Origin of the sequence: Maritimibacter sp., from assembly GCF_016774595.1 — a bacterium.
Taxonomy (GTDB): Bacteria; Pseudomonadota; Alphaproteobacteria; order Rhodobacterales; family Rhodobacteraceae; genus Maritimibacter; species Maritimibacter alkaliphilus.
Genome location: NZ_JACBWT010000002.1, coordinates 519,996 through 539,129, shown reverse-complemented (window position 1 = coordinate 539,129; position 19,134 = coordinate 519,996). Strand labels below are relative to the sequence as shown.

The window sequence follows — 19,134 nt, the reverse complement described above, 5'->3', positions numbered from 1 at the left end:
CCGCCACAGACCGCGCACGAATGTGACCCGAAAATCGGGGCTTGCGAAATATTGTTGCTTTGCGATATTTGCTGCACTGCAACATGAAGGACGAGTCACCGATGCCGACCGATATGCCGACCCGCGACCGTATGTCTTCGAAGTCCGATCGCCAGATGGATCGCCCGTGGCTGTTCCGGACCTATGCAGGGCATTCGACCGCCAAGGCCTCCAACGCGCTTTATCGTTCCAACCTGTCGCGCGGGCAGACCGGGCTTTCGGTCGCTTTCGACCTTCCGACCCAGACCGGATACGACAGCGACCATGTGCTTGCCAAAGGCGAGGTCGGCAAAGTGGGCGTCCCGGTCGCGCATCTCGGCGACATGCGGATGCTGTTCGAGGATATTCCCCTCGAACAGATGAATACCTCGATGACGATCAATGCGACGGCGCCATGGCTGCTCGCCCTTTATATTGCCGTCGCCGAAGAACAAGGCGCGGATATATCCAAGTTGCAGGGCACGGTTCAGAACGACATCATCAAGGAATACCTGTCGCGCGGCACGTATGTCTGCCCGCCGAAACCGTCCTTGCGGATGATTACCGATGTCGCCGCTTATACGCGCGAACATCTGCCGAAATGGAACCCGATGAACGTGTGTTCCTATCATTTGCAGGAAGCGGGCGCGACACCGGAAGAAGAGCTTGCCTTCGCGCTGGCCACCGCCATCGCGGTGCTCGACGACCTCAAGACCAAGGTGCCGGCCGAAGCGTTTCCGGCCATGGTCGGCCGCATTTCGTTCTTTGTGAACGCCGGGATCCGCTTCGTCACCGAGATGTGCAAGATGCGTGCATTCGTTGAGCTTTGGGACGAAATCACGCGCGACCGCTACGGCGTCGAAGACCCCAAATTCCGCAGATTCCGCTATGGGGTTCAGGTGAATTCCCTCGGCCTGACCGAGCAGCAGCCCGAGAATAACGTCTATCGTATTCTCATCGAAATGCTCGCCGTCACACTGTCGAAAAACGCCCGCGCCCGCGCCGTGCAATTGCCCGCGTGGAACGAGGCGCTTGGTCTGCCGCGCCCGTGGGATCAGCAATGGTCGCTGCGCATGCAACAGATCATGGCGTATGAGACCGACCTTCTTGAATATGACGACCTGTTCGACAATAACCCGGCGGTCGAGAAAAAGGTGGCCGCGCTGAAAGAAGGCGCGCGCGCGGAGTTGGCCCAGATCGACGGCATGGGCGGCGCCGTCAAAGCGATCGAATATATGAAATCGCGTCTGGTTGAATCCAATGCCGAGCGTATTTCCAAAATCGAAGGCGGCGATACGACCGTGGTCGGCGTGAATAAATGGACCGAAGCCGCACCGTCGCCCCTGACCTCCGGCCCCGAAGCGATCATGGTCGCGGACCCCGAAGCCGAGGCCGACCAGATCGCGCGCCTGCAAGACTGGCGCAAGGCCCGCGACGACGCCGCCGTGAACGCCGCACTCGAGGCACTGCGCAAGGCCGCGCGTTCGGGTGAGAATATCATGGACGCCTCGATCGCCGCGGCAAAGGCGGGCGCCACGACCGGCGAATGGGGCGACGCCGTGCGCGCGGAATTCGGTCAATATCGCGGGCCGACGGGCGTGTCGAAATACCCGTCGAACCGCACCGAAGGGCTCGACGATATTCGCGAACAGGTCGCCGCCGTTTCGGCGGCACTGGGCGAGAAAATGAAATTCCTCGTCGGCAAACCCGGTCTCGACGGGCATTCCAACGGGGCCGAACAGATCGCGGCGCGGGCACGTGATTGCGGCATGGATATTACCTATGACGGCATTCGACTCACGCCCGAGGAAATCGTGGCCTCGGCCCTAGAATCGGGTGCCCATGTCGTCGGTTTGTCCATTCTTTCGGGTTCTCACGTCCCTTTGATCGAAGATTTGATGACCCGGATGCGAGAGGCCGGGCTGGGCCATATCCCCGTCATCGCGGGGGGTATTATCCCCGAGGCCGATGCCGAGCGTCTGACGGCGATGGGGGTCGCAAAAGTCTATACACCAAAGGATTTCGAGCTGAACGTCATCATGTCCGACATCGTCACGCTCGTCGATCCGCGCTCCAAGGCAGCCGAGTAACGCCACACGATTGACAAAATGGTTAATAGCGCCAACCGCTTAGTCGCGGTGCCGGTGCGGGCTTGGCTATTGTCGGCACACCTATTCTTCCGTATTGGTATTCTCGCCGTAATTTGTAGCTTGGTAATAGTCTCCAAGACCCACTCAAAGGACCACTCACATGAAATTCAATCTCAAGGGCATGTCCCGCAAGGAACTCGAAAAACTAAAGGCCGACGTCGAAAAGGCGTTGGAAAAAGTCGGAGACGAAGAAAAACGCGCGGCCCTTCAGGCTGCCGAGAAAGCCGCGAAATCCTTTGGGTACTCGCTGGACGAATTGTCCAATGTGAAGCCGGTCAAACGCGCGCCCAAGGCCGCGAAATCGTCGGACGGTCGCGCCAAGGTCGCACCGAAATACCGCAACCCGGACGACGCGAACATGACATGGACCGGCCGTGGCCGGAAACCCAAGTGGGTCGAGGCGCATCTCGAGAAGGGCGGAACGCTCGAACAGATCGCGATCTGACACCCCGAACCTGCGTGACCGAAAACCGAAAGCGCGGCGCCGCCATGGTGCCGCGTTCCTCTTTTTTCCGGTTCGGGCCGGTCGCGGGTTTCCATCCCGACGCAGGCCGATATGATCCCGCCGACACCTGACGGGAGAACGCCATGAAAACGCGCAAATTGGGGCAGAACGGCCCCGACGTATCCGCCATCGCATTGGGCTGCATGAGTTTTGCGGGCTTTTACGGCGAAACGGACCGGGACGAGGCCTTCGCCACACTCGACGCCGCGCGCGACGCCGGGATCACGTTTCTCGACACCTCCGACATGTATGGCAAGGGCCTGTCCGAAACCCTGATCGGCGAATGGCAGAAAGACCGTGGACACCGGTTCCAGATCGCGACGAAGGGCGGCATCGTGATCGGGGCGCCGCGCGGCACAGCCGACAATTCGCGCGAATACCTGCGCGAACATCTGGAAGGCTCGCTCGAACGGCTCGGGGTCGACAGCGTCGAACTCTACTACGTCCATCGCCGCGAATTTCCCCGCCCGATCGAAGAGGTGACCGAGACGCTCGAAAGCTTCCGGCAGGAAGGCCTGATCGGCGCGTTCGGCTATTCCGAGATTTCGCCGGCCGCCCTGCGCCGCGCATCCAGCGTGGCCCCGGTGGGTGCGGTCCAGAACGAATACTCGCTGTGGACCCGACAGCCGGACCTCGGCCTCATTCAGGCCTGCAAGGACCTGGGAACGACCTTCGTGCCGTTCTCGCCGCTTGGACGCGGTATTTTCGGCGACAGCGACCTCGACCCGGCGCGTTTCCGCGACATCGACTTTCGCAAGAACAACCCGCGGTTCATGGAGCCCAACTTCAGCGCCAACATGGAGCATGTCCGCGCCCTGCGCGCCTTTGCCCATGACCGTGGCTGGACGACCGCAGCGGTCGCAATCGCGTGGACGCTCCAGCAGGGCGATCACCTCGTGCCCATCCCCGGCACGCGCAATGCCGCGCACCTCATGGAATGGGCGGATGCCGACGAGATCATCTTTACCGAGTCCGACCGCGCGGCGCTGGACCAGATCATGCCGGTCGGGTGGGCCCATGGCGACCGCTACTCCGACGCGCAGATCGTCGGGATCGAACGCTACTGCTGAACGGGCCTATTTGCCCCTGAGGATCGAAGCCGGATCTTCCGACGCGGCACGGATCGCGGGGACATAGGCCCCGATCAGGCCGATGCCGAGGCCGATGGCGACGGCGCGTATCAGGAGCGTGCCGTCGATCACCGGTTCGACGAACCCTTCGACCTGCGGCGACCAGGCCACGATCCAGGCGACGGCGATCCCGACCAATATGCCCAGCGCGGACCCGGCGATGGTCAGCCACGCCCCTTCGAGCATCAGCAAACGGACGATCCGTCCGCGCGGCCATCCGACAGCCCCGAGGATGGCGATTTCGCCGCGCCGTTCGTTCACCGCCATCGCCATCGTGTTCAGAACCGCGAGCGCCGCCGAAGCCACGGCCACGGTCGATACGACCCAAGCGAGGATGGTCGCGATCCGCAGGTTGGAATATTCCTGAACCAGCGTTTCGGTCGGATCGACGGACAGGTCGGGAAAGCGTTCGGAGAGCCGCGCGATGGCCGCGTCCCGTTCGACCGGCGACAGGTCGTCGGACAATTGCACGACGATCGAGGTCGCCTGCCCGTCGCGGTAGGTCTGCGCCTGCATGTCCTCGATCAGGGTCAGCGCCCCGTTCATCGCCATCACGCCTTCCGACGTGTAAAGCCCGGTGACCACGAAATCCGCCGCGAACACCTCGACCAGATCGCCGACCCCGACATCCAGCCGTTCGGCCAGCCGGGTGCCGAGCGTGATGCCGCCCGCGACCGTTTCGGTCCGGTCTTCGGGAAGGGGGAAGCGACCCTCGACGATCTCCATCGCGCGCATGCCAAAGGCGTCGGCGGGCCAGCCGATGATGAAGCTCGTCGTGTTTTCGCCAACGGTGGTCATCCGCCCGAGTTCCGGCGCCGCCGCCGCCACGCCTTCGACCTGCGCGACCTCGTCCACCAGACCCACGGGCACGACCGACGACAGCACGTCCGCCGCGCCCGCTTCGGTCAGCACAACGTCGGTGCCGCGCGACGAGAAGCTTTCGACCAGCGTGCCCTCGATGCCCTTCACCAGCCCCAGAAGCGCCACATAGGCCGCGATGGCCAGAACGACGCCCAGAAGCGTCAGGCCGGTCCGCCACGGGCGGTGGGTGAGGTTCAGCGCGGCAATCCCGGTGAGTGTCATTGCCCCCCCTCCAACTTGCCGTCCACGATCTGCACGGCGCGGGTGCATTGCGCGGCCACACCCATGTCATGCGTCACGATCACGACGGTGGTCCCGGAGGCATTCAACGCCTTGAGCAGGTCCACCACGTTGGCCGAATTCGCCACGTCCAATTCGCCGGTCGGTTCGTCCGCAAGCAGCACCTCGGGCGCGTTCGCGAGCGCGCGGGCGATGGCCACGCGCTGACGCTCGCCCCCGGAGAGGCCCGCGGGATGCCGGTCGGCGTGGGCGGCAAGCCCGACACGCTCCAGCGCCGCCCGCGCCCGTTCGGCGCGTTCACGCGCCGAGGCGACGACACCGATCATGGGGGTTTCGACGTTCTGCGTGGCCGTCAGGGTGGGCAAGAGCCAGTCGTCCTGAAACACCAGCCCGATCTTCTCGGCCCTGAGCCGCGCCCAATCGGCCCGGCTGCGCGGCGTCACGCCCAGACAGGTCACAGTGCCCGCGTCCAAGCCGATCAGACCGGCCATGGCATAAAGCGCCGTCGATTTGCCCGACCCGGACGGCCCGGTGATCGCCAGCATCTCGCCCCGCGCGACATCGAGCGACAGGTCATCGAGCGCGGGATGCTCCATCGCCGGATAGGACTTGAGCAGTCCGCGCGCCGAAATCGCAGCCTCGGTCACGATCCGGTTCGCTCGAGCCAATTGATGAGGCCGGGAATGTCGCCCGAGATCAGGATGGGCTGAAAATCGCGCTGCTGCTGCTTCGTGATGAGCAGACCTTCGAGCGCGACGTTCACGACCTTGAAGCTGGTCCCGTCGCGTCTGAGGTAAAACTCGACCATCAGCCTGCGCCCGCCTTCGTGCACTTCCGTTCCCACCAGCGTGAGGTTGCCGTTCTCACGCACGCCCAGAACCCTGAGACCGCCCTCGCCCGCCGACTGGAATTCCTTGTAAAAGCGTCCGGCGACACTGGCATGGTAGGCGGTCACATAGGCCTGCGTCGCTTTCGGGCGATAGGCTTCGGGCAATGCCGCGAAGGCCATCGCGTTGATGTCGAAATAGCGCCCGAGGATCAGGGCCGTCTGCGAAACGCTCGTCTCGGCGGCATCCGAGATCTTGCCGCTCAGGCGTTGCACGAAAAGGGAGGCATCCGCAAACGCCGGGGCGACGCCCGCCATCCAGACCCAGAGCATTGTGACGACGATCCTGAACATTCGACCTTCCTATCCGTTTCCTCACCCTAGGCAACCTGACAGGTCAGGTTAAGCCCGCGCGACAACATGGACCACATCGCCGTGGTCCGGTTTGACACGGGTCAAGGAATTGAAACCTAATGCGGTCAATGTGCGCAGGGGTGGGAGGACCATGTCGATGCGCCGCAGAAGTGGCCCAAGGAGCCGGTAATGGAAGACAGCCCTCTCAAGGGGATGATGGACCCCGAAACGATCGCCGTGTTCGGGGCTTCGGACAGTTCGACGAGCGTGGGCGCGCAGGTGTTCTCGAACCTCGTGACGGACGGGTTCGGCGGAACGATCTATCCGATCAATCCCAAGCACAAGAAGGTCGGCGGGCTGACCTGCTATCCCTCGGCCACCGCCGTCGGGCGCGAGATCGACCTTGCCGTGATCGCCACGCCCGCCCGCACCGTGCCGGGGATCATCCGCGATTGCGGCGAGGCAGGTATCAGGAACGCCATCGTCCTGTCGGCGGGCTTCGGCGAAGGCGGCAACAAGGGCGCGAATTTCGAGGCCGATCTGAAAGCCGCCGCCAAGCGGGCCGGCATACGGTTCATGGGGCCGAATTGCGTGGGCCTCGTTCGACCGTGGAACAAGATGAACGCCACCTTTCTGCGCGCGGGCACCCCGCGTGGGCGGCTCGCGCTGATTTCGCAGTCCGGCGCGCTGTGTTCCGCTATCTCCGACTGGGCCGGACCGCATCACCTCGGCTTTTCTGCTCTGGTGTCGCTGGGCAATTCCATCGACATCGACTTCGGCGATATGCTGCAATATCTGGCTTCGGACCATCACACGGACGCGATCCTGCTTTACGTCGAGGGCGTGCGCCATGCCCCCGGCTTCATCTCGGCCCTGCGCTACGCGGCCCGGCTGAAGCCCGTGATCGTGTTGAAGTCCGGGCGCCACTCGTCATCGTCGGAGGCCGCGCACACCCACACCGGGGCGCTGATCGGGTCGGACGCCGTGTTCGACGCGGTGTTGGAACGCGCGGGTGCGGTGCGCGCCATGACCTTCGGTCAGCTTTTCGCAGCGGCGGAAATCCTGTCGTCCAGCAAGAAGGCGACCGGCAACAAGCTGTCGATCATCACCAACGGCGGCGGCGCGGGCGTGCTGGCCGCCGACCGTGCGGCGGACCTGAACCTCGTGCTGCCGGAACTCGACCCCAAAACGAAGGCGTCACTGGAAAAACTGCTTCCGAAATACTGGAGCCACGCGAACCCGGTGGACATCCTCGGCGATGCGGGCGCGCATGAATACGGCGCGGCGGTCAAGGCGGTCTATGACGATCCCAACACCGACGGGCTGCTCATCATGCTGACCCCGCAGGCCATGACCGATGCGACCGCCGCCGCGCAAGCGGTGGTCGATGCACTGCCGAAACGGCGCAAGAAACCGGTTCTGGCCTGCTGGATGGGCGAGGCGAGCGTCGGCGAAGGGCGCAAGCTACTGTCCGAGAACGGGGTGGCCGATTTCATCTCGCCCGAACGCGCGGTCGAGGCGTTTTCCTACCTCGCCAAGCACCACCGCAACCGGCAGCTGGCACTCCAGACCCTTGGCCCGCTTTCGCCCTCGACCGCGCCCGATCTGGAAGGCGCGCGGCTCATCATCGCGAACGCGCTGTCGGAAGATCGCGAGATGCTGTCGGACCTTGAAAGCAAGGCGCTGCTCAAGGCGTTCCGCATCCCGATCAACCTGACGGTGGAGGCCGAGACGGCCGCCGAAGCCCTTGTCGCCGCCTCGTCGGTTGGCTTTCCCGTGGCGATGAAGATCTCGTCGCCGGACATCACGCACAAATCCGACGTCGGCGGCGTGCGGACCGGGATCGGCGACGCCGCCGAGGTCAAACGCGTGTTTCGCGACATTCAGGAGCGGGTGAAACGGGAGCGTCCCAACGCGCGCATCCGGGGCATCACGGTTGAGGCCATGTCCGACATCGAAGCGCCGCGCGAACTGGTGATCGGCGTCAGCCGTGACCCGGTGTTCGGCCCCACGATCCTGTTCGGTGCCGGTGGCACGGCGGTCGAGGTGATGAAGGACAGCGCCGTCGCCCTGCCCCCGCTGAACGCCGTGCTTGCCGAACGCCTGATCGCGCGCACCCGGATTTCACGCCTTCTGGAGGCCTACCGCGACAAGCCCGCCGCCGACCACGACGCCGTCGTTTTCGTGCTGCGCCGGATTTCGATGATGGTCAGCGAATTGCCCGAGATCGTGGAACTGGACATCAACCCGCTGATCGCCGGGGCGAACGGCGTGCTGGCGGTGGACGCCCGCATCCGGGTGGCGCGACCGCCTGCGCGCGATGGCCATTACGACCACATGGCGATCCATCCCTATCCCCGGCACCTCATCACGCAGGAACATCTGTCGGACGGGACGCCACTGGTCATTCGTCCGATCCGGCCCGAGGATGCCGAGAGCGAGCAGGCATTCGTCAAGAACCTGTCGGACGAGGCGCGGATGTTCCGGTTCATGGGCATCCTGAACGAGCTGTCGCCGGAGATGCTCGTCCAGTTCACGCAGATCGACTACCGCCGCGAAATGGCGCTGGTCGCCATGGCCGAGATCGACGGGAAAGAGGAACAGTGCGGCGTGGCGCGCTATGTCATCAATCCCGATGGCCGCAGCGCCGAATTCGCCGTCGTCGTCGGCGATCAGGTGCGCCATCAGGGGATCGCGACACGGCTCATGAAGGGGCTGTTCAACGCGGCGCGCGACCACGACCTGACGACGATCGAGGGCACGGTTCTGAAAAACAACGCGCCGATGCTGAAACTGATGAGCGAATTGGGGTTCACCACGCGGATGGACCCGGACGATGCTGAACTGGTGATCGTGGAACGCACGCTTTGACGCGACGAAAGACCACCGCGCGGGATGGGGGCCCCGCGCGGTAGGATGGACATGGGGACAGGCCGGGAGGGGACATGCTGGCTTTCATTTCGCACCACGAGTGCTACGACCACGACGCGGGGCCTTTGCACCCCGAACAGCCGCTCAGGCTGGAGGCGATCAACAACCAGCTCATATCGTCGGGTCTCGACTATGTGCTTCGCCACTACGATGCGCCGCTCGTCACGCGCGAGCAGCTCTTGCGGGTCCACGACGCCGATTACATCGAGCGGGTCTATGCCATCGCGCCCGGTCAGGGGATGCAGTCGATCGAGGTCGACGGCGACACGGTGATGTCTTCCGGCACGCTTCGCGCCGCCGAACGGGCGGCGGGCGCGGGCGTTATGGCCGTGGACCTCGTCATGGCGGACGAGGCGAACCCGGCCTTCTGCGCCGTGCGTCCGCCGGGGCACCATGCCGAACGGAGAACGGCGATGGGGTTCTGCCTGTTCAACAACATCGCCGTCGCCGCCGCCCACTCACTGGACGCGCATGGTCTGGAGCGTGTGGCCATCGTCGATTTCGACGTCCATCACGGCAACGGGACCGAGGACATCTTCCGGTCCGAACCGCGCGTGCTGTTCTGTTCGTCCTTCCAGCACCCGTTCTATCCCTTCACGGGGCACGAGAAGGAGACCGACAACCTTGTCGACATTCCCCTGTCGGCTGGGGCCGGGTCGAAGGAATTTCGCGCCGGAGTCGAAGACCACTGGCTGCCGCACCTCGAGGCTTTCGAGCCGCAGATGCTGTTCATTTCGGCGGGCTTCGACGCCCATGTGGCCGACGATATGTCGTCGCTGCAATTGACCGACGACGACTATGAATGGGTGACGAAGGCGCTAGTGGGCGTGGCCACGCGCCACTGCAAGGGCCGGATCGTGTCGATGCTGGAGGGCGGCTACGAGCCGGGTGTTCTGGCCCGGTCGGTGGTGCGGCATCTGAACGTGCTTCTGGGCTGACGATGGACTTCGCCTGCTGACGCAGTCGACCCGCTGGGGGTGGCCGGCCAGGTCATTTGCCTGCAAACATGACCACCCAGACCCCCTGCGAGGTATTGTCGGGCCAGAGAAGAGGGGCGCGGCGCGCTCAGACGAAGCCGCGCTCGCGGATGAGGCCGGTGAGTTCGGCGAGGCTTTCGTCTTCGGTCTTGCCCGACGTGTCGAGCTGGGCGAGCGCCTTGTCGTAAAGCGCCTCACGCGAGGTGAGGATGGATTTGAGTTGATCCATCGCCTCGGGGTTGCCCGCCATGGGGCGCTCGTCGCCCTGCTCGCGCACCCGTGCCATGTGTTCGGCGGGGGTCGCCTTGACCCAGATCGTGTGGAAGTGGTTGAGGAGGCGGTTGTAGGTTTCCGGCTCGGCCACGATCCCGCCCGCGACCGCGAGGATCATGGTGTCGTGGGTCGCGATCACGCGGCTGAGGGCCTGTGCTTCGAGCCGCCGGTAGCCTTCCTGCCCGTAGAACGCCATGACCTCGTCCACCGGCATGCCCGCCTGTTCCTCGATCTCGCGGTTGAGTTCGACGAAGGGGATGCCGAGCTTCATGCCCGCCCGGCGCCCGAGCGTCGACTTGCCCGCGCCGCGCAGACCGACGAGGCAGACGCGGTTGGCGCGACGTTGCGCCGTCGGTTCGGGCGACAGGGTGGCGAGCACCGCCTCCTGCACCTGCGCCGTGGCGCTGCGATAGAGGTCGGCGATCCTGAGCGCGTCGGAGGTCCAGGGATCGTCTTCGCCCACCAGCCACTCGATCTTGTGGTCGAGCGCATGGGCCACCTTTTGAAGCAGCCCGATCGAGATGTTGCCTTCGCCCGCCTCGAGTTGGGCGAGGTAGCGCGGTGAGACGCCGGACTTTTCCGACAGCACGCGGCGCGGAATGCCCTTGCGGTCACGCGCGGCGCGCACCCGCTCGCCCACGCGCGCGATAAGGTCATCGACGACCCGGTCGGTCTCGGACTGTTCGGCGCGGGCTTCGCCGCGGAAGTTGGTGATCTCGGCCATGCCGCCTCATGTTCAATAGTGCATAAATCCTAGGCGCAGCCGGCCCCGGCTTCAAAGGGATTCGCAGGGATCTGGGGATATAGTGCACAAATGTTTCAGTTTCGCACAAGCGGCGCGAGCACCGATCTGACCCGTTCAGGCGGGGGTTGCTTGGAAAACGTGCTGGCCTTCACGAAAACCTCGGTGAAGCTGCCCTCGAAGCAAAGCGTGCCATCCTGCCGACCGATGACCTTGAAGGTGATCGACGTTTCGCCCATCCGGCTGGGGAAGACCTCGCATTTCAGGATGTGACGGGGCGTGACCGGGGCGCGGAAATCGAGGCTCATCGACACGAACGGCATGCCCATGTCGTGATCCAGTTCCTGAATGAACCAGCCGCCGCCGATCTTGTGGTGCAGAAACGCGTTGATCGCATCGAGGCAGAAATTCGGGATGCGACCCGTATAGACGATCTTCGCCGGATCGCAGTCGGCCCAGCTGACCAGAATGTCGTGGATGAACGGCTCTGCCATGCCCCTGCCCCCTCATGCAATCGGGGGCGCGCGGCCCCCGATCCGTTGTGTCTTCGATGCGGACGGACCTCAATAGGTCTCGACGTGATAGCGCCCGTCTTCGCGCATCTTGTCGCGGATCGGCTTCCACTCCAGCCCCTCGCCGCGGGCGATGTCGGCCAGCGCCTCTTCGACCCCGTGCTCCATCTCTTTCTTGCCGCAGATGTAGAAATAGGCGTTGTCGGATTTGAGGAGTTTGGCCACCGCCTCTTTCTCTTCGCGCAGCTTGTCCTGTACGTAATGCTTGGGTTCGTTGTCCAGCCGCGAGAAGGCGAAGACCTTGCGCAGGAAGCTTTCGGGCACCTTCTTGAGCGGGCCGAAATAGGGCAGTTCGCCGGGTTTGCGCGCGCCGAACACCAGCGTCATTTTCTCGGTCGCCGTCGGCATTTCGCGCTGGCGGCGCATGGTGAAGCCTCGGAACGGGGCGGACCCGGTGCCGGTGCAGATCATCAGGAGTTCGGCATTCGGATCGGACGGCAGGAGGAAGGTCGAGCCGAACGGGCCGGTGACGCGCACCTTGTCGCCCTTTTTCAGATCGCAGACGTAGTTGGAGCAGATGCCCTGCTCTTCCCGCTTCACGGTGAGCGACAGGTTGTTGTAGCCGGGACGCTCGCCGTCGCGGGGGCTCGACACCGAGTAGAGGCGGGGCAGGTGCGGTTTGCCGTCGGCGGTTTCGCCCGGCGGGATGATCCCGATGGACTGACCTTCGAGCACCGGCATGGGCTGGCCCGCGAAGTCGAGGATGATGTGGCGCACGTCGGCGTCGCTGTCTTCGGCGGTCAGGCGGTAGTTGCCCTGCACCGTCGCCTCGATCGGTTTACCGAGGTTGTAGAGGTTCACGGTCGCCTTGGAGGCGGATTTGGGCGCCACCGATTTGCCGCCCGCACCGGAATGCGCCTCGGCCAGAAGCGCGGCCATCTCTTCGTCCAGCGCCTCCATCGACCCGTCGCCTTCGGCGGAGGGTTCGACATCGCCTTGTTCGGGCAGTTCGGTCCACTCGAACTGTTCGTCCAGCGAATAGGGTTCGTTCACCACGCGCCATTCGTCGATGGAGCCGGTGGGGCAGACCGGGATGCAATCCATGCAGAAGTTGCACTTTTCGGCGTCCACCACGACGTTGTCGTCGTTATGCGTGATCGCCTCGATCGGGCAGGTCATTTCGCAGGTGTAACACCGGATGCAGATTTCCGGGTCGATCAGGTGCTGCTTGAGCGGTTTGTTCATGGCGTGTCGCTCCGGAATGGCTGGGTGGTCGGGCGCGGGCCCGCTTCACTGGCGTTTCGGTCTTGTTTAGGGGGTCCGCGCTCTGGCGGCCAGTTTCACTTGTCCTTCAGGACAAGATCGGGGACCAGCATCGCCTCGATCAATTCGTGGCACAGGCCCTTGCAGTCGGCGCATCCGACGCAGCCCTGTTTCAGGCCGGAGACCTGAACGGCGAGATCGCGGGTGCGCGGCGCGTGTGCGGTGCGGCGGTCGACTTGCATGGTGTCCTCCCTCGAAGATGTGGCGGGGGGCCGTGGCCCCCCGGCCCTGTGGCTTACGCCATGTGCAGTTTGACGTATTCGAAGTCGCCCGGCTTGTTGTCGATGCCGACCTTCGGCGGGGCGATCCAACCGGCGAACTTGCCCGGCTCGGTGACGGGGACCATGAGCGACTGGATGAAGTCGCCGTCCGCGTGGGTCGGAAGCCAGTCGTTCACCTTGGCGTCGTATTCGGCGCCGGTCAGCAGGGTGCCTTCCGGGTCGAACAGGTGCGACGAGAACACGCCGATCTTGCGGTTGAAGCTTTCATGCGGAAGCTTCAACTCGAACTGGACACCGGCTTTTTCGATGATCTTGTTCCAGCGGCCGACGCCACCGGCGGCATCGCGGGTGTAGTCGTCGCGCAGGCGCATGTTGATCGCGGTCAGCGCCGGAACCTCTTTCTGAACGACTTTGCCGTCCTCGAAGTCCCACACCATGTAGGTGTCGTTCTTGAGCATGTGGTCGTCGTCGATCCGATGCTCCTGATACCGGCCCTTGATGCCCGCGTTGAACGCGTTGGCGGCGTTGGTCGACACCTCTTGCCCGAACAGGTCGAGCGACAGGGTGTAGTGCAGGTTCAGCTTCTTCTGGATCGTCGGCAGGTCGATGACGCCCAGGCTGCGGATCTTGTCGATGTCATAGGGGTCTTCGATGCCGTTCTCGCGCATCACCTGACAGGTGCGTTCGATGGTGCGTCCGACGCCGGTCTCACCCACGAACATGTGGTGCGCTTCTTCGGTCAGCATGAAGCGGCAGGTGCGGCTGAGCGGGTCGAAGCCCGATTGCGCCAGCGATTCAAGCTGCATCTTGCCGTCACGGTCGGTGAAGTAGGTGAACATGAAGAACGACAGCCAATCCGGCGTCTCTTCGTTGAAGGCCCCCAGCATGCGCGGGGCTTCTTCCGATCCCGAGGACCGCACCAGCAGATCGTCGGCCTCTTCCCGGCCGTCCTTGCCGAAGTATTTCTGAAGCAGGTAGACCATCGCCCAGAGGTGACGCCCCTCTTCCACGTTCACCTGGAACAGGTTGCGCATGTCGTAAAGCGACGGCGCGGTGAGGCCGAGGAACCGCTGCTGCTCGACCGAGCCCGGCTCGGTATCGCCCTGAATGACGATCAGGCGCTTCATCAGGTTGCGGTATTCACCCGGCACTTCCTGCCAAGCGGGCTGGCCGTAGTGTTCGCCACAGGGGATTTTGCGGTCTTCGACCTGCGGGGCCAGCAGAACGCCCCAGCGGTATTCCGGCATCTTGACGTAGTCGAACTTGGCCCAGCCTTTCGGGTCCACGGACACGGCGGTGCGCAGATAGACCATCGACTTCTGGAATTTCTCGGGGATGAGGTCGTTCCACCAGTTGATGTAGCCGGGGTGCCATTTCTCAAGTGCCTTCAGAACCTTGCGGTCCGAGGACAGCCCGACGTTGTTGGGAATCTGCGTATCGTAGCTGACGTTGATAAGGTCGACCATCTGTCTCTCCCTATGGGTTTTGGGCGGGCACGATAGCCCGCCCTGCAAGTTTGGTTAGACGCGTTCCATGTTGTATTCGCCGCGCACGCCGGTGCCGTAACGCTGCAACGCGCCGTCGGCCCCCACCGCGTTCGGGCGGTTGAAAATCCAGTTCTGCCAGGCGGTCAGGCGACCGAAGATCCGGGTTTCCATCGTTTCAGGTCCGGCGAAGCGCAAGTTGGCCTCCATGCCGGTCATCGCGTCCGGGCTGAACGAGGCGCGCTCTTCCATGAAGATGCGAATCTCGTCGTCCCAGTCGATGTCGTCGAGGATCATGGTGACAAGGCCCAGTTCGTCGGCCTCTTCGGCTTCCAGAGCCTCACCGATCTTGGCCTTCGCGGCGTCCACGCTGTCCGGCTCGCCGTAGAAGCGGGTTTCCAGACGGGTCAGGTCGTTGCCCATCGGGTAACGGCCGAAGTTGGAGTCCGACAGGGTGATCGTGGCGATCGGGCGGTTGTCGCCCTCGAACTCGTCTTCCATCATGTAGGACCGGTCGACGGCGAACAGGATTTCGGCCAGCACACCGGCGTAGCAGGAGCCATGCTCGACCAGAGCGGTCAGCGAGCGCGAGGTCACGTCGATCCGCTTGAGCACACGCTTCCAGAACATCAGGATTTCGTTGGCGAGCCAGTTGTCGTCATTGGCCAGAAGCAGGTCTTCGTGCGCCTTGACCTGTTCCGGGTCGCCCTGCGTGCGGAACACCCACAGGCCAAGCTCCATCTCGTTGAGCCGCAGATGCATGATCGCGTCGTCCAGCTCGCGGGCGAGCTTGAGCATGTAGCCCTGATCGCCAGCGGCCACCACGTCGTCGATGGATGCGGGCGCGTCCGCGTCGGGGCCCGAAATGGTGATGGTCGCCTTGCGCCCGTCACGGTCGATCTCGACCTCGACGAGGTCGTAGTGCACGCCCTTGTCGTCGATGGTGCGATTGAGCGGGCCGAGTGCGATGCCCTTGTCCGCGACCGGCTTGGTCGAGGCGGCGGCGAATTCGCGGGCGCGTTCGTCAACGGTTTCGTCGAACTTGGAGTTCGGAACGACCTCGTCCACCAGACGCCAGTCTTTCGCGCGCTTGCCCTTCACGCCCTCTTCGATCGAGCAGAAGATGTCGGCGCGGTCACGGCGCACCTTGCGCTTGTCGGTGACGCGGGTAAGGCCACCGGTGCCCGGCAGAACGGCCAGAAGCGGAACCTCGGGAAGCGCGACCGACGAGGTCGAGTCGTCCGTCAGCATGATATAGTTGCAGGCGAGCGCCAGTTCGTAGCCGCCCCCGGCGCAAGCGCCCTTGACCGCCGCGATCCATTTCTGACCCGAGTCCGCCTCGGCGGCCTCGAAGGTGTTGCGGGTCTCGTTGGTGAACTTGCAGAAGTTGACCTTGTGGCTGTGGGCAGCACCGCCAAGCATCCGGATGTTCGCACCGGCGCAGAACACCTTGTCCTTGGCCGACTTCATCACGACGGTCTTCACCTCGGGGTGTTCGAAGCGCATACGCTGAACCACGTCCGACAGTTCGATATCGACGCCGAGGTCGTAGGAGTTCAGCTTGAGCTGATAGCCGTCGAAGAGGCCCGCGTTTTCGTCGACGTCCATGTAAACGGTCGCGACGGGGCCGTCGTATTCCACCTTCCAGTGGCGGTACTTTGACGGGTCGGTTTGGAAGTCGATCACCTTGCTCATTGGCCCGGTCTCCTTGTTCGCGTTGGTAGCAATATAGTGCGTGGCTGAGATCAAGTCTACACCATGATGCACTATAGTGCTTAACTTTCTTTCGTTTAATTTCAGTTATTTACAACACAGTGCCTCAGCTTCATGCCGTATTTTGCACTATATTGCATCATTACTCAGGCGCGATTCGAGCGCCTGCGCCTCGCCGCGCGCCCAATCGACTCGCGCCCCCTGCCCGGCTCGGGCGAGGTGGTCACGGGCGATGGTCAGGATACGGGCCGCGGCGCGGGGCTGACCCATCACGCGCTTCAAGTTCCCGTTGGCAAGCTGGATCGCGGCCTGCAATAGCGCCTTGTGCTCCGAGTTCGGCGCCGCCTCCATCCAGACCGGCTCCCACGCCTCATGCGCTTCCCAGAAGTAGCCCGCGCGATACTGCGCGAGCCCTTCGTCCCATCCGGGCGCGATGGAGCCTTCCGGCGGGCGGGCGTTCTGCCCCGGTATATGGGGCGCGGGCGTCATACGCCCTCGGGCTCCGCCGCTTCCATGGTGTCGAGGTGCTCGCAGAACTCCACGATGGCCGCCAGCGTCTCTTCCGGTTTTTCGAGGTGCGGCGCGTGTTTGGCACCTTCGATGATCGCCACGTCCGCGGGCGAATAGGTCCGCGTCTCGATCTCTTCGATCTGGGCGAGCGTGCCGTATTGATCGTCGCGTCCCTGAATGGCGAGACAGGGAATGCGCCAGTAGTCGATGACCTCGGCCACGTTCCAGTCTTTGAAACCGGGGGCGAGCCAGCTGTCGTTCCAGCCCCGGAACGTGTTGTCCGGGTCGCGGTGATAGCGGGCCATCTTTTCCTTCAGCCCGCCCGCTTCATAGGCCTCGCCCGCCTTGGCGATCTCGGCCAGCCCCATCTCTTCGGTGAAGAAATGCGGTGCGATCAGGATCAGGCCGCGCACGCGCACGTCCGACACCCGGCCCGCATATTCGGCCGCGATGGTCGCGCCATCGGAATGACCCAGAAGCACGTAGCCTTGCGCGCCGATGGCGTCGAGCACGTCCGGCAGCACATCCACCGCTTCCCGCGTCATGTAGTCCAGCGGGCGCGGCAGATCGGCAAGATCCGACTGGCCGTAGCCCGCGCGCGAAAACACGAAGACCGGGTGCCCGGTCGCCTGCGCGATGTTCGCGGGCACGTCGCGCCACAGCGCGGTGCATCCCAGCCCCTCGTGCAGCATCACGATCACCGGCTTGTCGCCCGGCTGCGGGCCATGGCAGGCATATTCCAGCCGCTTGCCGCCCGCGTTCAGAAATCCGCTGTCGACCCAATCAATCATCAGTGCGCATCCCTCAGCTTGAAACGCTGGATCTTGCCGGTCGCGGTCTTGGGCAGTTCATCGACCACCTCGATCCAGCGCGGGTATTTCCACATTCCGATCTTCTCTTTCACGAAGTCCTTGATCGCCTCCGGCGTCGGCGCCTCGACGCCCTCTTTGAGGACGATGTAAGCCGCTGGCTTCACGAGGTCTTTTTCATCCTCCCGCGCCACGACGGCGGCTTCGAGGACGCAGGGATGGTCGATCAGCGCCTGTTCCACCTCGAAGGGCGAGACCCAGATGCCGGACACCTTGAACATATCATCGGTGCGCCCGCAGTAGACGAAGCGCCCCTCGGGCGTGCGTTCGTACTTGTCGCCCGTCCGGGTCCAGTGGCCCTGAAACGTGTCCATCGACTTGAAGCGGCGGTTCCAGTAGCCCTCGGCGCTGGACGGGCCGCGCACAAGCAGCTCGCCCACGTCGCCTTCGGCCACGTCCTCGTCATGCTCGTCGACCAGCCGGACTTCGTAACCCGGCACGGCCTTGCCCGACGTGCCATAGACGATGTCGCCCGGACGGTTGGACAGGAAGATGTGGAGCATTTCGGTCGAGCCGACACCATCCACGATCTCGGCCTTCCAAAGCCGCTGCCAACGCTCGCCGATCTCGCGCGGCAGCGCCTCGCCCGCCGAGGTGCAGATGCGCACCGAGTGGACCGGATCGGTTCCCGCCTTTTCCTGCGCCGCGACCATGGCGGCATAAAGCGTGGGGACCGCGCAGAACACGGTCGGCTTTTCGTCGGCCAGCAGCGCAGACACCCCATCCGGCGTGGGCCGCCCGCCCATCAGCACCGTCGTCGCCCCGACGGACATGGGGAAGGACATGGCGTTGCCCAGACCATAGGCGAAGAACATCTTCGCGACCGAAAACACCGTGTCGTCCTCGCGGATGCCAAGAACCTGCGCGCCGAAGGTGTCGCAGGTCGCCTTGAGCGAGCCGTGAACGTGGCGCACCCCCTTGGGGGTGCCCGTCGACCCGGAGGAATACAGCCAGAAGGCCAGTTCGTCCGCCGACGCCTCGCAGGTTTCCTCGATCTCGGCCCCGGCCACGAAATCCGTGTAGCTTTCCGTGCCTTCGGGCGCGTCGCCGATCACGACGACGGTGCGCAGGTAGCGGTTTCCGTCCACCGCAGGCTTCACCGTCTCCCAAAGCTGTTCGGACACCACGAGGATCGAGGCGCGGCTGTCGTTCAGGATCGCTTCGTAAACACTGGCGGACAGCAGGGTGTTCAGCGGAACCGGGATCGCCCCCGCCTTGAGCGAGCCCCAGAAGACGACCGGAAATTCGATCTGGTCGCGCACGATCATCGCGACGCGTTCCTCGCGGCGCACCCCGTGTTTGTGAAGCGCACCGGCCCAGCGCCCGGCCTGTTCGTGCAGGTCGCCATAGGTCAGCGTGCGGTGCTCGCCGTCCGCCTCGCGAAACGCGGGTTTGTCCGCGCGGCCTTCTTCAATGTGCCGGTCCACGAAATAGACCGCGGCATTCTCGTTCGTCATGTGATCCTCCCAGTCAGGCGCCTCCCGCGCCCGGAACG

The 19,134-nt window shown here is 64.0% G+C and carries 17 protein-coding genes; 5 read left to right on the top strand and 12 right to left on the bottom strand.

The window, feature by feature from the left end:
- Positions 1-131 precede the first annotated feature (131 nt).
- The 3 genes from HOY44_RS13875 to HOY44_RS13865 all read left to right on the top strand — a co-directional run bounded on the left by HOY44_RS13875 (position 132) and on the right by HOY44_RS13865 (position 3,743).
- Positions 132-2,108, top strand: coding sequence for an ethylmalonyl-CoA mutase (locus HOY44_RS13875; protein ID WP_287437233.1), 1,977 nt, complete (start codon positions 132-134; stop codon positions 2,106-2,108).
- Between the two features lie 160 nt (positions 2,109-2,268).
- Positions 2,269-2,613 (top strand): H-NS histone family protein, encoded by a 345-nt coding sequence (locus tag HOY44_RS13870; protein WP_287435391.1) that lies wholly within the window; start codon positions 2,269-2,271, stop codon positions 2,611-2,613.
- A gap of 143 nt (positions 2,614-2,756) precedes the next feature.
- Entirely contained in the window at positions 2,757-3,743 is a 987-nt protein-coding gene (locus HOY44_RS13865) for an aldo/keto reductase (RefSeq protein WP_287435389.1), read from the top strand.
- Positions 3,744-3,749: 6 nt separating this feature from the next.
- Here HOY44_RS13865 and HOY44_RS13860 read toward each other — a convergent pair whose 3' ends face one another.
- Genes HOY44_RS13860 through HOY44_RS13850 form a run of 3 tightly spaced genes read right to left on the bottom strand, consistent with a single transcriptional unit; the run spans position 3,750 to position 6,084 of the window.
- Entirely contained in the window at positions 3,750-4,886 is a 1,137-nt protein-coding gene (locus HOY44_RS13860; RefSeq protein ID WP_287435387.1) for an ABC transporter permease, read from the bottom strand.
- A complete protein-coding gene (locus HOY44_RS13855; RefSeq protein WP_287435385.1) occupies positions 4,883-5,551 on the bottom strand; it encodes an ABC transporter ATP-binding protein in 669 nt (222 codons plus the stop codon). Before HOY44_RS13855 ends, HOY44_RS13860 begins: the two co-directional genes overlap by 4 nt.
- On the bottom strand, positions 5,548-6,084 hold the full coding sequence (locus tag HOY44_RS13850; RefSeq protein ID WP_008330740.1) for an ABC transporter substrate-binding protein: 537 nt from the start codon (positions 6,082-6,084) through the stop codon (positions 5,548-5,550). Before HOY44_RS13850 ends, HOY44_RS13855 begins: the two co-directional genes overlap by 4 nt.
- Positions 6,085-6,273: 189 nt before the next feature.
- Here HOY44_RS13850 and HOY44_RS13845 point away from each other — a divergent pair, with 189 nt between their 5' ends.
- Together HOY44_RS13845 and HOY44_RS13840 are read left to right on the top strand one after the other, a co-directional pair.
- Positions 6,274-8,955 carry a bifunctional acetate--CoA ligase family protein/GNAT family N-acetyltransferase gene (locus tag HOY44_RS13845; RefSeq protein WP_008330742.1) on the top strand — a complete coding sequence of 894 codons (2,682 nt, stop codon included), beginning with the start codon at positions 6,274-6,276 and terminating at the stop codon, positions 8,953-8,955.
- 74 nt (positions 8,956-9,029) lie between these two features.
- Positions 9,030-9,953: a histone deacetylase family protein gene (locus HOY44_RS13840; protein ID WP_287435381.1), complete on the top strand. Its 924-nt coding sequence runs from the start codon at positions 9,030-9,032 to the stop codon at positions 9,951-9,953.
- A 127-nt stretch (positions 9,954-10,080) separates the two neighbouring features.
- On the opposite strand, the gene HOY44_RS13835 is transcribed toward HOY44_RS13840, so the two are convergent.
- The 9 genes from HOY44_RS13835 to HOY44_RS13795 all read right to left on the bottom strand — a co-directional run bounded on the left by HOY44_RS13835 (position 10,081) and on the right by HOY44_RS13795 (position 19,096).
- Positions 10,081-10,989, bottom strand: coding sequence for a helix-turn-helix transcriptional regulator (locus HOY44_RS13835; protein ID WP_008330746.1), 909 nt, complete (start codon positions 10,987-10,989; stop codon positions 10,081-10,083).
- 95 nt (positions 10,990-11,084) lie between these two features.
- Positions 11,085-11,501, bottom strand: a complete 417-nt coding sequence (locus HOY44_RS13830) for an acyl-CoA thioesterase (protein WP_008330747.1) — start codon at positions 11,499-11,501, stop codon at positions 11,085-11,087.
- Positions 11,502-11,570: 69 nt separating this feature from the next.
- Positions 11,571-12,764 carry a benzoyl-CoA 2,3-epoxidase subunit BoxA gene (gene boxA / locus HOY44_RS13825; RefSeq protein ID WP_008330748.1) on the bottom strand — a complete coding sequence of 398 codons (1,194 nt, stop codon included), beginning with the start codon at positions 12,762-12,764 and terminating at the stop codon, positions 11,571-11,573.
- A 95-nt stretch (positions 12,765-12,859) separates the two neighbouring features.
- Positions 12,860-13,024 (bottom strand): hypothetical protein, encoded by a 165-nt coding sequence (locus HOY44_RS13820; RefSeq protein WP_008330749.1) that lies wholly within the window; start codon positions 13,022-13,024, stop codon positions 12,860-12,862.
- A 53-nt stretch (positions 13,025-13,077) separates the two neighbouring features.
- The gene (boxB, locus tag HOY44_RS13815; protein ID WP_008330750.1) at positions 13,078-14,529 is read right to left on the bottom strand and encodes a benzoyl-CoA 2,3-epoxidase subunit BoxB; all 1,452 of its coding nucleotides are present in this window, start codon (positions 14,527-14,529) and stop codon (positions 13,078-13,080) included.
- 54 nt (positions 14,530-14,583) lie between these two features.
- Positions 14,584-16,242 (bottom strand): 2,3-epoxybenzoyl-CoA dihydrolase, encoded by a 1,659-nt coding sequence (gene boxC / locus HOY44_RS13810; RefSeq protein WP_287435374.1) that lies wholly within the window; start codon positions 16,240-16,242, stop codon positions 14,584-14,586.
- A gap of 147 nt (positions 16,243-16,389) precedes the next feature.
- The gene (locus tag HOY44_RS13805; protein WP_138423654.1) at positions 16,390-16,749 is read right to left on the bottom strand and encodes a DUF309 domain-containing protein; all 360 of its coding nucleotides are present in this window, start codon (positions 16,747-16,749) and stop codon (positions 16,390-16,392) included.
- Complete coding sequence (locus HOY44_RS13800; protein ID WP_287435371.1) at positions 16,746-17,561, bottom strand: alpha/beta fold hydrolase; 816 nt, start codon at positions 17,559-17,561, stop codon at positions 16,746-16,748. The genes HOY44_RS13805 and HOY44_RS13800 overlap by 4 nt, the downstream gene beginning before the upstream one ends.
- On the bottom strand, positions 17,561-19,096 hold the full coding sequence (locus tag HOY44_RS13795) for a benzoate-CoA ligase family protein (protein WP_008330754.1): 1,536 nt from the start codon (positions 19,094-19,096) through the stop codon (positions 17,561-17,563). The genes HOY44_RS13800 and HOY44_RS13795 overlap by 1 nt, the downstream gene beginning before the upstream one ends.
- Positions 19,097-19,134: the final 38 nt, after the last annotated feature.